Consider the following 14,025-nt stretch of genomic DNA (forward strand, 5'->3'; position numbering starts at 1 on the left):
CACTGCCAAGTCTCCTACGCCCCGTCGGTCGTCCGGTCGATGATCGCGAAATCCCTCCTGCCCGAATCGATGGTGCGGAAGCGCACCAGGGTCGTCCCGCTGTCGGCCGACGACTTCGGGGCGACCAGGGAGAAGGCCATCACCAGGTGCCGGGGGTCGATCGAGCCGTCGGCGGCCGGTCGCGGTTCGCTCTCGACCACGGGATACAGGACCAGTACGCCGCGGCGCTCACGGACGAGGGACTCGACGAGCGGGTCTCCCGAGTCCTCGATGGCGCCTGCCACCCGGAGGGCGACCCCTCGGTGCTTCGGCTCGCTGATCGCACCGAAGAGGTCGCCGCGGCGACGGGCGCGGTGTGCCAGGGACAGCGGACGGGAGCCGAGGATCGTCGCTTCCGTGCGGCGGGCCGAGGTCTGCTGCGGGGCGATCACCAACCAGTCGTCGATGCCCGCGCCGGACTCCCCGGCTGTGATCAGGGACTCCAGATGGGGCGAGAACTGCGAGGGCGCGGACCAACGGAGGTCGCAGAGGATCTTCAGCAGCGTGTCGTGACCGACGGTGCCGAGCAGGGCCTCGTAGCTGTCGCTGCGACCGTGTTCGAGGGACGAGCACGTGAGGGTGACGAGGGCGGAGCCCAGGGAGTTCAGGGCCGGGCGCCACACCTCCGCGTTGTGCCGCAGGTCCGCCGCGTCCGTCGGGTACGCGGTCGGTTCGACCCACTGGCCCGGTGACCGGATCTCGACCAGTTCCGCGTTGAACATCTTGTTGCGGCCGCTCGGCCTGATCCACGGCAGGTGCTGGGAGACCAGGGGCGGGATCTGGGCGGGGGTCACCTGAGGTTTGCCGTCGACCAGCTCCGCGTAGCGGGAGAGCTGGGAGCGGAAGGTCTCCTCGTCGCGGCAGATCGCCTCGAAGGCCTCGTACAGGTCGACCGTCTGCGTCTTGGTCAGGGGTTCCTCGCGGCCTATGTAGAGGCGGACCAGGTCGCGGTAGCCGGGGCGGAAGCCGAACCAGCGGCCCATCTGCATCAGGGTGTCGGCCTGGCGGGTGGTGCGGCGGTAGTAGGTGACGGTGAGGCCCTCGACCGTGAAGCCGCGGGAGAGTTTCGTGCCGCCGACCAGGATCTTCCAGACGTTCGGGGTCCGGTCGAAGTCCAGGTCGATCTGGGAGAAGTAGCGGTCCGTGTCGCCGTTGACGACCAGGACCGGGTTGCCGCCCGCGTTGATGAGCTGGCGGGCGCGGGAGACGTACGGGCGCAGGTCCGCGTAGGCGGACGGGGTCGGGAGGCCGTCGTCCGCGTGGTGGGCGAAGTCGTCGACGAGCAGCTTCTCCAGGCGGGCGTGGCCCTCGTGGGAGGTGTAACCCGCCTTGTGCCACTGGGTGTTGATGCGCAGCGCCAGGTCCGCGTGGTCGTCCATCTTCACCGACTCGTGCACCAGCATCGTGTGGTGGCGGAACGGGCCCTCGGGGACTCCGCGGTCGGCGCGGTAGAGCTTCAGGGCGCCGGTGAGGACGAAGGCGTCCATCGCCTCCTGGAGGCGGTCGCCCGTGTCGTCGTGGATGCCGCGTACGTGGGTCTCCTCGGCCGTCCCCTCGCCGTCCAGGTCGTGGAAGTCCTGCACGCCCATGTAACCGACGGGGCGCGGCAGGGAGATGAGGAAGTCGCGCGGGAAGATGTCCTCGCCGTCGCTCGGGTCGATGAAGACGTTCGCGAACGGGGTGGCGGTGTAGCCGACGTACTGTGCGCGCGGGAGCAGGCCCAGGAGCTCGGAGATCAGGCCGTTGATCGCCGTGCGCTTCGTCTGGCCCGACTCCCATTTCTTCGGGTCGGACGTGTTCACGGAAGCCTGGTCGGACTCGTCGTCGATGATCAGGGTCGGGATCTCGCGGAGGATCGGGCCGATCTTCCTGAGGTCCTTCACCAGGTTCGTCAGTACGGACTTGTTCTTCTTGACGACCATGACGCGGGCGGCCGCGCGGTGCAGGTTGTCGGGGACGTACAGCGGCAGGTGCTTCTCGCGCTTCTCGATCTCCAGGGCCCCGATGCCCTGCCGGAGGCTGCGGTAGTCGTCGTCCCGGGTGGTGAGGCGCTCGATGTTGAACGGGCGGTGCCCGTGGCTGACGAACTTCGCCGGCCAGTCCTCGTCGTCCTGGTAGTCGATGCCGACCAGGGCGTTCGGGTCCGAGGGGTCGGCTCCGCGCAGGATGTTCTCCCGGCCTATCAGCTCCATGTCCAGGCGGCGCTGGGTCTGGTCCCGGAGGAGGTTCAGGGTGCCGCCGAGGACGATGACCAGGCGGTAGCCCGCGTCGATGGCCTTCGCCGTGACACCGGTGAAGTTGGCGGTCTTGCCGGACTGGACGTAGCCCACGACCAGGCCCCGGGCGCCGTACGCCTCGGTGCGGGTGGGGTCGGAGAGGCGTTCCACCACGGCGTGGCTGGCCTCGTCCAGGCCGGCCACCGCGGCGTCCGACCAGCCCTTGCGGCGCAGAAGCTGCTCGTAGGAGTTCCAGTAGAAGGAGCGGGCGGCCGCGGAGTCACGGGAGTACCAGGAGGCGAACTCCTTGCTGATGACGGTGGGGCCCGGCTCCTTGAAGACCGGGACCGCTCCGTCGAGTGCCTTGCGCAGATCGGCGCCGAAGCCGAGGCGGTTGTACGTGTCCGTGCGGCGGGCGTCCGTGCGGGGCGGGGCGGCGGACCAGTCGGCCTGCTCCGCCAGGTCCCAGGAGGTCAGGGTGCGGTGCCAGAGCGCGGTGAGCTCGTCGCCCGGACCGGCGGCGGCGATCCGGTCCCGGAAGTGGCTCAGCTCCGTGTCGGCGGGTTCGTCGGCCTCGGAGAGGACGAAGGCCAGCTTGGTGAAGTGCTTGGGACCGCGCCGCATCGCGGCCAGGACGTCGCCGTGCAGGTTGGACAGGTGGTCGGTCATGGCGGGAACGGCTTCCTCGGGAGGGCGGGCGGAGGCGGAGGGCGACGGGGCGGTGGTCAGCGTGCGAGCTCGCAGCGTGCCGCCGTCACCAGGACGCTGTTCCACAGCGCGACGTTGTCGGTGTGGACGGCCCTGACCCGTTCCTTCTGGAAGATCTCGTTGACCATGAGGTAGAGCATGCTCTTCACCACCGGCGCGTCGTTCAGCCCGCCTCGGCGGCCGCCGTTGAAGACCTGTCGGTACTCCTTGTTCAGCTTCACCTCCCGTTCCTCACGGTCGAGTTCGAAGAACACGTCCGACGGCAGGGTGTCCCAGCGGAAGGTGATCGGGTCCTCGCCGTCGAGCTCCGGCAGTTCGTCGCGCAGCGTGCGCCTGAGCTTGGGGTCGATGCCCTTGCCGGCCGGGAGGACGGCCTTGCGCTGTGGCTCGGTGGCGCGCCGGGCGGCCTCCCGGTACGTGGTCTCCGCCTCCTGGAGGTACGTACCGAAGGCGTGTCCGGCCTCGTCCGTGGCCTGTTCCAGTCCGCGTGCGAAGGCCGGGGTGACGGTCACGCCGTCCTTCTTCACCGTGAGGCTGAAGACGTCGTTCGGCTCGTTCGGCAGGTCGACGGCGATCCGGGCGAGGGCGAGGTGCCCCTCCGCGCTGCGCGTGCTGTTCCAGCCGCCCGCCTGGACGAGGCGGTCGTTGCGGTAGATGTAGAAGCCCTGGCGCTCGGCGAGCGGGCCGATGCCCCGGAAACTGACCAGGGGCGACTTCGGCGGCCAGATGTGAGCGGTCAGTGCCACTTCGCCGACGCCCTCGACCGGCGCGGTGTACGTACGGGGGTAACCGGCCCGGCCGGGCACGCGGTAGCCGAAGGGGTCGATGGGCTCGACGCCCCGGTGGTCCAGCTCCTCCTTGGTCCGTACGTCCTCGACGACGATGTCGATGTTGAAGCCGTCGCGGGCGAGGAAGCGGTGGAGATGGAGCCCGAGATGGGTCTCCAGCTTCTCGATCGCGTCGTTGAGGAAACGGTCGGCCTGGCCGGTGGTGACGGTGTCGAAGGCGCGGACCCGGTCCCAGCGGACGATCGTGCCGTGCCACTGGATCAGGCCGTCGTAACGGTCGACCAGGTCCTGGCAGTAGCCCGGGTCGACGATGTCGCACGTGAAGTCGGCCTGGGCGCGTGCGGTCAGCCAGCGGCGGCCGGTCGACGGGCTGCGCTTGGTCCGGCTGATGACGGTGAGGGAGTCGGCGTGGGAGAGCGAGGCGGCTTTGAGGCCTGCACCGAAGTGGCCGAGGGCCGTGTCGGAGTACCCCTCGCGGCCGCCGACCGTCATGGCCGTGTCCAGGGACTCGTCGTCCATGCCGCATCCGTCGTCGATGACGAGGAGGCTGACGAGCCGGTCCTCGTCACGGAGGAAGCTCACGACGACGTTGCGGGCGCCGGCGTCGATGGAGTTGTCGACGAGGTCCGCGATGGCCGCCTCGAAGCCGTAGCCCTGGTGCGTCAGCGACTCGACATAGCGGGCGGCGGGCGGAAGCCGCTTGCTGCCGGAGGTCGGGATCTCGAACTGCCAGTCGGCCGAAGGCTGGTAGGGCGGCATGAACACTTCCTAGCGCACACGGGGCTGAGAACCTGCGTGGGGAGGTGCGGCCCTGAGATGGGTAGTTGAGATGTGATGATATTGCAAAGGTGGGACAGAGTGGAATCCAGTTGACAAAGGCGCTGCCGGTGGTCGGCGGGGTCGTTGCTCCGTGTCAGGCCCGGGGTGCCGTGCTGCGTACGTAACGGAGTCCCAGCCGCTCGCTCAGCTGGACCTTCTCTCCCGTGGGGACGAAGCCCGCGCGGGTCAGGACCGTGCGGGAGGCCGTGTTGTCGAGGGCGGCCGATGCGTGGAGGGTGGTCAGGCCATACTCCGCAGCCGCCAGGGTGCAGAGGTGGAGGACGGTGGCCGTGGCCAGGCCTCGGCGGGTGGCCTTCTCGGCCATGCGGAAGCCCAGGTCGGCGGAGCCGTCCGCGACGTCGACCAGGTTGAAGCGGCCCAGCACCTCGCCGTCCGGGGCGACCAGCAGGTGGAAGTGGCAGATACCGGCGGCTTGTTCGGTGAGCAGGGCGGTGAGGTGGGCGTCGAAGTCGGTGAAGTAGGCGTCGCCCCGGTCCGGGATGGATTCGGCGAAGTACGTGCGGTTCTCCTGCTCGAAGGCGAGCAGGGCGGGCGCGTGGTCGGGGCGGAGGCGCTGGAGTTCGGGCATGGGGCAACCCTATGGATTTCGGGCCGGGGGTGGATTTCTTTTGTTGGCGGGGCTCCGGGAGGGGCGATGGTCACCATGCTCATCCTCCCCGCGGCGGCGGCAGCGCAAGCTGCTGCCGCCGCCGCATCAGCGTGCGTTGGTCGCCCCTGTGCATCTGTGCAGGCACGCCACTTCGCGCAGGCAGCCGCGTGTTCTGCGCCTGCCGGACCAAGGGCGACGCCGCAGTGTTTCCACAACTCCTCGTCCGTTTGCGGTGGAGCAGGGGCTGACCTCACCCGCTTCCGGGTACCGACAGCACCTGCGCCCTGCCGCGGGCCGACTACTCGCTGATCGCTTGGGCGGGGGTGCCGCAGCCGTGCCGCTCGGCTGACCGTGCGGCGAAGGAGAGGAGCGCCCGACGCTCCCCGGCGCCGGCTGTGGCGTGGGAGTCGACGGGTTCCAGCGTGTACAGGGCCGTGCCGGTGGGACATGACGCGGTGGTCCAGGACTTGCCTTCGTTGCTGCCTGACGTGCCGACGTAATCGTCAGGGCTGCGGAAGGGATTGCGACGGGGGGCGTTCGTGTAGGGGCCGTAGTAGGCAGCCAGACGGAATGTGGAAACGCCTGCGGCATTGGCTGTGAGGCATTGCTCGATCGGCGCCGCGGTGTCTGCCGCAGACTCGTACGAGGGCGAGTTGATGCCCTGACAGGTGCCTGTCGCAGTTCCGGCCTTCGTCAGGTCCTTGAACGCGTCAGACGGCGCGCTGTGCACCTTCGAGGAGTCGTGCTGCGCACACCCCTGTTCCTTCGCCGCAGCATCGAGGGCTCGGGTGACCAGAACGGCCATTCCGTCCCGCCGATCCTGCGTACTGCCTGCGGACTCGGCCCGGGTGGCGGTCAGGTTGAGTACCAGATCATTGTCCGCCCCCTTGCCGCAGGGCAGAAAGGCGGTGGCGTACGGCCCCGCACTGGTTCCCGCGGACACCAGTGCCGGCCAGCCCCTGCCCACTGGAACCAGCATCTCGGCGGGGTGCTTGGTGAGGAACATGTCTGAGTTCGTCTTGATCCACTCTGCGTCCCTGCCACGCTGAACGGATATCGCCACACGGACCTTGGTGCCACCGGGGTCGTAGGCCAAGCACCCCGCGCCGCCGGACTTCTTGCCGCTCACCCGGTCCGCGCCCAGCACCTTCTGCACCTCGGAGGCATCGACCATGCCTCGGCACGCGTCGTCCAGCGCACGTGTGTCACGCCAGTCGTCGTAGGTTCCGGTGGCGTAGACGATGCTGCCTCCGGCCGCGAGAACGGCAGCTGCCGTTGCGGCAGCGATGACGGACTTCTTCATCAGGACAGTCCCCGATGCAGATCGGCAAGGGCTTGGTTGCGGGCTGAGCCGTAGTGCAGGTTCATTTGGTCCTGCAGGTAGATGGCGCGAGAGTCCGTCGTGTAGTCCATGCCGCGCGTCTTCTCCCACTGCTGGACCAGGTCGAGGGCTCCTTGCGACTTGGCGCCCATATCCGCGGCCACCTTGACATTGGCGACCTGGTCTGCCTCTGCCTTCACATCCTTGGACCATTCATAGGTGGCGGCGTCCACCATGCGCTGTGCGGCGTCCCCGATATTGGGGATGATCGTCAGGGGCGCACCCGCTGCGTGGTAGGAGTACCGAGCCACGTCGTCCGCCCATGCCTTGCGGGCGTCGCGGTCGTCGAGGATGACATCGGCTCCGATGGCGTTGAAGACGCCGGATCCCATGCCTACATCGGCGACCCGATTCTCCCAGTCCTTGTTGTCGCTGTACGTCGCGTCGGCACCGGCGAGTGCCGCGGCGGCCTGCGCGCGTTCGGCGTCGTAAAGATTGGCGAAGTTTTGCGGGTTGTCGGAGACGCCCCGCAGCACCCGGGTCAGGGAGTCCTGGGAGACGTTGAGGTGACCGCCGTTGGCATCCTCGAAGACAGAGCCGCCTTCCGGATACTTGTAACGGGGGTCGTGCGTGAGGGTGTTGTGGGTGTCCGGAGCGTAATCCACCAGGGCTCGGGCGATGGGGTCGCGCAGGTTGGCGTCGATGCTGTCGCCCTTCGTGTCCTGGTCGAGGAGATTCACGGTCGACTGCATGATGCGTGCTTCGGCCGCGCTGTGCTTGCCATCGCTCGGCTGGGATGTGTCGCCGGCGGGATGGCCGGTGGCTCCTGCCTCGATTGCGGCACCGAGCCCGGTGCGGTTGTCGCCGTCAGTGACATCAGAAGCGTCCATCTCTATCTCGCCGCGCCACACAGTGGTGTTGGTGACGTTCCAGTCTCGATCCTTGAGGAGGTAGTCGAGGCGGTCGTCACTGCCGTCGCCGGAGTGGGGGTCGAGATAGCCGGTGGACGTTTCGGGGTCGCGGCCCATGATGCCGAGGGCGGCGTCCACCGGGTCGTTCGCGAACCAGGACTTTCCGCCGGCGTCATCGAAGTTGCCGTACAGGTCCCAGACGTCCTTGTCGTGCTTCTCCGCGGAGATCATGTCGTCCGTGACGTCCGCCATGAACTGTGCGGACGGCTGGTCGCTACCCTGTTCCATCAAGGTCATGAAACTCTGGTAGCCCCGTACTTGCTGCCCATGGCCCTTGGCGACGGTGTTGGTGTTGTTCGCCGCGGCGTCCAGGTCGTACTTCTCCATCCCCGCCGTCTTCAGCCCGTCGCGCCATTCGTTGTAGAACGACGCATCCGAAGTCTTCTTCCATTCCGAGAAGGCTTCCTGGTATGCCTTGGATCCGTACGTGAGCTGCTTACCGTCCGGTCCCTTGAAATCAGGAACGCGGGTCGCACCGGACACCGTGTTGGCCAGCCCCTGCTCCAGGCCGAGGTATTGCGTCTTGTTCTTGGTGTCGTCGTGGTATGCGAGATCGTTGAACCGGTTGGACAACTCAAGGGTTTTCTCAGGGCCCAGAGAGTCGAGGAGCGTCTGGCTGAATACCTTGTCGTGCGCGTTGTCCCGGAAGAACCGGTCCATTTCGGCCCGCTCTTCAGCTGTCAGCTTCTCGCCGTCGAGCAACCTGTCCGCGTAGTTCTTGGCCTCGCGAGCCTCGTACACCTCGATGTCGCCCAGCGCCGAGCCATTGAACGTGTGGCCCCCCAGAGGGTAGAGCGCGCGCTCGACCCAACTCTTGATGCCGGCCGCCTCCTGGAGGGCCAGTTTGACGCCTTGGTCGGCGTCGTCGACCGCCCGCACGGCCTCTTTGATCGCCTTCGTCCAGGCAGCCTCGGAAGCCTTGGCCTGCGACACGTACTTGGGGTAGTCGTCGTCGTGCCGCATCGGAGTGAGCTTGCTGAAGTCATAGACAGCCTCCCCCTTGCTGTTGACGGACATTTCGTCCGCCTTCGCCTCCTCCACCACCTTTTTGACGTGGCCGATCAGTGTGGAAAACTGCTGATGCGCGTCCCGTAGGAGCGACGCGATGGCGCGGGCCTCCGTCTGCCCGTTCTTGAACTGCTTGCGCGTATTCGAGAACTGCCCTGTTGCTGCGTCGGCGCTTTCGCCCACCCACGTGCCGTCTTTGGGAAACGACTCCACCTTTGCGGCGTAAAGGGTCTCGAGTTCCTCGAAACCGCCGGCCATGCCGTCCCAGTCCTTGGCCGCCGCGGTCAGCGCATCGATCCTGATGGTGACCACGTCCTGATAGCCGAGCATGCTTGTTCCCCGTTCCTAGACTTCGCGCCGGGGGGCGGGCCCGGCATCGATCCCCGCTACCCCGCTCCTGACGTCGTAGTCGACGTACTGGAGGTCCTTGTGGGCCCCCTCCAGATCCCCCTGGTCCTTCGCCAAACGCGCCTTGAGGTCCCTGACCTGCAACTCCCATTCCGCGTGCGCGTCCTTGAGGCCGGTACCGGTGTCCCAGCCCGAGAACTCTCGCACCGCGGAGGACGAGGACTCATCGGCGTGGCGGCCTGCTTTGTCCGTCCCCGGCCGTATGGATTCTCGCAAGGCCTTGACCGCGATTTTTTTGCCCGGCTGGTTCGTCTTCAGGTCTGCCGCGTCCCCGCTGCCGCCTCCACCGCCTGCGGCGGGAGCGCTGTCCAGACTCATGCCCTCCTGCCGACGGGCCCGCGCATCGGCCTTCAGTTGATCCCACTCGTCCCACACCATCTCAGGGACTCCCCCCGTAGTTGCTGTATTCGTGCGGCCACGCCGTATGCCTCGGTCCCAGTGGTGCTTCCGGCTGTGCGGAGCCCGGCGCGGCGACGCATCGCTGTCTGCTCGGCACCCCGACGACAGGGATCGCATCCGTGATTGCGGCAGAGGCAATACCCCTCAAGAATCCGCCGGGTTGCGGTGTGGGCAGAGCACGAGCCGTGATCCTGTGCGGAGTGGCCCTAGATCCCTCCAACCGCCTCAGGGGATCGTCCACCCGCATCTTGAAGGTCACCAACGTCTCGTCCTCAACGTGCAGCCAGTTCCTCGGCAACTGTCCCTAGTTGCCCACTGGCAGCGCACCTGACCTCTTCATTCGTAACAGAAGCAACTCGGACAAGGTAGCCGCGATCTTGTCTCTGCACGGAATCGTGACGCTTCTTCCGAGGTGGTGTGCCGTGGCGGTGCCACTGCCCGGCCTCTGATCGCCCCGCCTGGGGCACATCGTGCGTGGTCGGGGCGGAGGCGCTGGAGTTCGGGCATGGGGCAACCATATGGATTTCGGGCCGTCGGGTGGATCTCTTTTGTCGGCAGGCCGCGGGAGGGGCGGTGGCCGCGTGGCCCTCGGGGGTGTGCGCTTCCGTTTTCCCGTTCGCGCAGCGAGGGTGCCCGTTGAGGCAAGTCCGGTTACAGATAACGGAGTTGGTCTTCCGCAGGGCCTTCCGGGCTTCGTATGTTTCTCCTTGGTGTGTTGGCCGAAACGGTGGGGTACGCGGCAGCGACGGGCCGGGAGGGCGGATGAAGGCGGTTCCGGAGAAGGACCCCGCCTCCGCTTCCGACGGCAGAGGTACCCCCCATCGCGAGAACGTGACACTCAAGCCCGAAGTGTCACGTTCCCAAACGCCCCCATCCCACCGCCCGCCGGCCGACCGCCCGGCCCCCGACCCCCGCAGCGTGCAACGCCTGCAACGCGCGGCGGGCAACAGGGCCGTCTCCCGCCTGGTCGCCCAGCGCTACACGGCCCCGGTGAAACCGTCCCCCGCCCAGGCCCCCGGCTTCCGCAAGGTCAAGGCGGACGTGGCGGCCAAGAAGGTCCACCTGGCCGCACACGCCCCCGCCGCCGCCGAGTCCAAGTCAGCACAGGACGCGGCCGTCGCACCCCCCGACGACAAGGAGGCCCAGGGCAAGGCGGCCAACGCCGAGAAGATGAACGCCGCGAAGCCCGGCGAGTTCAACAAGCAGGCGTTCATCGACGCGGTGAACAAGGCCATCGACGCCCAGGCCCCGAAGAACCTCGACCAGGCCGACAAGTTCTCCAAGTCCGGCAAGGCCGACCAGATCAAGGACGAGGTCGACGGGAAGGTCAAGGACGGGAAGGACTCCTCGGCCAAGGACATCGACACGGCCACCAAGGCCCCACCGGACACCTCGGCGGCCAAGGACAAACCCGTCACCCCGATGACCCCCGACCAGGCACCCGCCAACCCCGGCGCCCCCTCCGCCGCAGACGCCATCCCCGCCCATCAGCCGGCCTCGGTCACGGACTTCTCCGAAGGCCCGGCCGCCAACGACCAGGCGATGGCGGACGCCGAGGTCACCGAGGACCAGCTGGCCAAGGGCAACGAGCCCGAGTTCGATCAGGCCCTGTCCACGAAGAAGACCGCGGAAGCAGACTCCGCGAAGGCCCCCGCCAAGGGCAAGGCCGCCGAGGCCCAGCAACTGAGCACCGCCAAGGCCGGAGCGGCGGCCTCCGGCGCCCAGGCCATGAACGCCCTCACCGCGACCAGGACCTCGGCGGGCAAACAGGTCGACGGCGGCAAGGGCGAGACGAAGTCCAAGGACGAGAAGAAGCGCGCCGAGGTCACCGCCAAGCTCCAGAAGGTCTACGACGGAACGAAGAAGGACGTCGAGGCCACCCTGTCCGGGCTCGACAAGAAGGTCGACGAGGCGTTCGCCTCGGGCGAGAAGGCGGCCCGCGACGCGTTCACCGCCGACCACAAGCGCCGCATGAAGAAGTACAAGGACAAGCGCTACTCAGGCATGTTCGGCCCCGCGAAGTGGGCCAAGGACAAGCTGATGGGCATGCCGAAGGAGGCCAACGACCTCTTCCAGGAAGCCCGCAAGCTCTACGTCTCCCAGATGCAGACGGTCATCTCGTCCGTCGCCGACATCATCGGCACCGAACTGGGCAAGGCCAAGGCCCGCATAGCCAAGGGCCGCACCGAGCTGAAGGCCGAGGTGGACAAACTCCCCGCAGACCTAAGCGAGTTCGGCCAGGAAGCCGCCACCGACTTCGCGGGCAAGTTCGACGACCTGGAAGCCACGGTCAACGAGAAGTCCGAGCAGCTCGTCCAGGACCTCGCCCAGAAATACACCGCTGCCCTGAACAAGGTCGACGAGGAGATCAAGAAGCTCCAGGAGGCCAACAAGGGCCTGGTCGACAAGGCGAAGGACGCGATCGTCGGCGTCATCAAGACGATCAACGAACTGAAGAACCTCCTCCTCGGCATCCTCGCCAAGGCCGCCTCCGCCATCATGAAGATCATCAAGGACCCCATCGGGTTCCTCGGCAACCTCGTCAAGGCAGTAGGCGCCGGCCTCAACCTCTTCATCACCAACATCGCCGAGCACCTCAAGACCGGCGTCGTCTCCTGGCTGCTGGGCACCGCGGTCAAGGCCGGCCTGGAACTCCCCCAGAAGTTCGACCTCAAGGGCATCATCCAGCTCATCGGCTCCCTCCTCGGCCTGACCTGGGCCAACATCCGCGCCCGCATCACCCGCAAGGGCATCCCCGACCAGGCCATGACCGCCGTCGAGTCCTCCGTCCCCGTCGCAAAGAAACTCGCGACGGAAGGCCCCGCAGGCGCCGTCAAGGAAATCGAGTCCGAGGCCGGCGACCTCAAGGCCACCATCCTCGAAAAACTCACCAGCTACCTGATCCCCACCGTCATCATCGCCGGGATCACCTGGATCATCTCCCTCCTCAACCCCGCCTCCGCCTTCGTCCGCGCGGTCAAGGGAATCATCGACATCGTCACGTTCATCGTGAACCAGGGCGCCCAGATCGTGGAGTTCGTCAACGCCGTCCTGGACGCGGTCATCGCCATCGCCAACGGCGGCGCCGCGGGCGTCCCGAAGATGGTCGAGGCCGCCCTCGCGGCCTGCGTGCCGTTGCTGATCGGCTTTCTTGCCTCGCTTCTCGGGATCGGATCCCTCGCCAACAAGGTCAAATCCGTCTTCCACGCCGTCGCCAGGCCCGTCAACCGCGCCATCGACAAAATCGTCAACTTCATCGCCAAGAGGGGGAAGGCGCTGTGGCGCAAGCTCCAGAACAAATTCCCCGGAAAGTCGAATAATAAGAAAAAGGTGGGTGAGGGGGATTCCGGGAAGTCGGAAGACGGCAAGAAACGGCAGGCCATAGCAGCCGCCGACCGTCTCCTTTCATCGAAGCCGCCTCTCGAATCCGTTCCGGCCCGCCTCGCCCCCATATCGGGAAGCCACGGAGTTCCGCTCCGGCTGATCAAAGAATCCACGAACGCCGACGGCACTCACGTCCACGTGCAGGCCATCAAGACCAATACGCACATCCTCCCGCCCGAGCCTGTCTACGACCCCGGCGCGTACTCGGATGTCGAGCTGTGGGAACACGCGCAGAAGGGTATTCGGCTCAAGGGGCAGAAGGGTGCGGAAGGCCGCGCAAACCGCGATGCGGCCAGAGCGGAGCTGGCTCGGCGCATAGGCGGCGCGGCAGACAAGGATCTCGTCGGCCATCTCGCCAAGAAGGATCCGCGGCGGACCAGGGGTGCCGCCGGAGAAGACGCCGCAGGTCACCAGAGCGGCCACATTGCGGGACGGCATGTTCTGGGCCAGTCGCGGGACCCGAGCGCCATGGCTCCTGCGGTGCTCGGTTCCACCGTCAGCGAGGACTGGGTCGCATACCGCGCAGCCACCAACATTCCCAAGTGCGGCGGGATGGCGGGGGCGTTCGCCGGAAGTGGCGATGCGAGCACCTGCATACAGAACGCAGTTTCGGACGTCATGCAGGACTGGACGGCGTTCAGGGTTGAAATTCTCAAAAAGGGTAAAATCCAGACCATTGTCCCTGTGGTAGGCGCCGGAGTCTGTTTTCTGCGCATGGATAGTCATGCGGCTACCGCGAGTCAGCTTCCCACGTGGCTGGGGGGTTCAACCAATCGAAAACTCCATCCCCAGGACGCCAATGCGTCCATATCTCCGCCCCTCGCCGACAGAGGATCTCCGGGCGGCACCGAAGTTCGCATCCTGCTCGACAAGTCGGCACCTCAGGGGTGGTTCGTCCACAGCGCTTGGCCGACGATCTGAGCAGGGGACCGATGACCGAAAATAATGAACTGGGCTGGCGCATTCTTCGGGAGATCGAGCAGGACCATGAGTGGCGTGAGCGGAATCCCGCGCTCTTTTTCGCGGAGCTCTGCGACGACCTCTGGCGCACGACGCCCGACGACGAAGCCCTGGAGGTCTTCAAGATCCGGGTCAGAAACGCCGGTTGGTGGGCTTCCGATGTCGTCGACTGCGTGGAGAGGGTCGTGGCCGACCCTCCCGATTGGGCCGCCCGCACGCTGGAGCATTCCGCCGACCTCTGGTTCGGCAGCCCGGCGGAGGAGACACCGGAGCCCTACCTCGACTGGCTGGCCGAACGAGCCGTTGAACTGCGCAGCGCGCTCGATGAGGTGCGCAGGGGACCTGCGTAGGGCTCCGCGCCGGGTTTCTCCCGGGCCGTGACGCGGTTCTGACG

General features: G+C 66.9%; 8 protein-coding genes. 2 read left to right on the top strand and 6 right to left on the bottom strand.

Features of this window, described 5'->3' with window-relative positions:
- Positions 1-14: 14 nt before the first annotated feature.
- The 6 genes from OG842_RS24875 to OG842_RS24900 form a co-directional block, all read right to left on the bottom strand.
- Positions 15-2,924, bottom strand: a complete 2,910-nt coding sequence (locus OG842_RS24875; RefSeq protein ID WP_328512680.1) for a Z1 domain-containing protein — start codon at positions 2,922-2,924, stop codon at positions 15-17.
- Positions 2,925-2,980: 56 nt separating this feature from the next.
- Positions 2,981-4,510 carry an ATP-binding protein gene (locus tag OG842_RS24880; protein WP_266732697.1) on the bottom strand — a complete coding sequence of 510 codons (1,530 nt, stop codon included), beginning with the start codon at positions 4,508-4,510 and terminating at the stop codon, positions 2,981-2,983.
- A gap of 154 nt (positions 4,511-4,664) precedes the next feature.
- Positions 4,665-5,159, bottom strand: coding sequence for a GNAT family N-acetyltransferase (locus tag OG842_RS24885; RefSeq protein WP_328512501.1), 495 nt, complete (start codon positions 5,157-5,159; stop codon positions 4,665-4,667).
- Positions 5,160-5,478: 319 nt separating this feature from the next.
- Complete coding sequence (locus OG842_RS24890) at positions 5,479-6,483, bottom strand: hypothetical protein (protein WP_266732700.1); 1,005 nt, start codon at positions 6,481-6,483, stop codon at positions 5,479-5,481.
- Positions 6,483-8,810 (bottom strand): hypothetical protein, encoded by a 2,328-nt coding sequence (locus OG842_RS24895; protein WP_266732702.1) that lies wholly within the window; start codon positions 8,808-8,810, stop codon positions 6,483-6,485. The genes OG842_RS24890 and OG842_RS24895 overlap by 1 nt, the downstream gene beginning before the upstream one ends.
- Before the next feature lie 15 nt (positions 8,811-8,825).
- Positions 8,826-9,206: a hypothetical protein gene (locus OG842_RS24900; protein WP_266732704.1), complete on the bottom strand. Its 381-nt coding sequence runs from the start codon at positions 9,204-9,206 to the stop codon at positions 8,826-8,828.
- A 999-nt stretch (positions 9,207-10,205) separates the two neighbouring features.
- Between OG842_RS24900 and OG842_RS24905 the strand changes: the two genes are divergently transcribed.
- Together OG842_RS24905 and OG842_RS24910 are read left to right on the top strand one after the other, a co-directional pair.
- Positions 10,206-13,592: a phage tail protein gene (locus OG842_RS24905; protein ID WP_328512502.1), complete on the top strand. Its 3,387-nt coding sequence runs from the start codon at positions 10,206-10,208 to the stop codon at positions 13,590-13,592.
- On the top strand, positions 13,577-13,981 hold the full coding sequence (locus OG842_RS24910) for a hypothetical protein (protein WP_328512503.1): 405 nt from the start codon (positions 13,577-13,579) through the stop codon (positions 13,979-13,981). The genes OG842_RS24905 and OG842_RS24910 overlap by 16 nt, the downstream gene beginning before the upstream one ends.
- Positions 13,982-14,025: the final 44 nt, after the last annotated feature.

Source organism: Streptomyces sp. NBC_00376 (assembly GCF_036077095.1).
GTDB lineage: Bacteria > Actinomycetota > Actinomycetes > Streptomycetales > Streptomycetaceae > Streptomyces.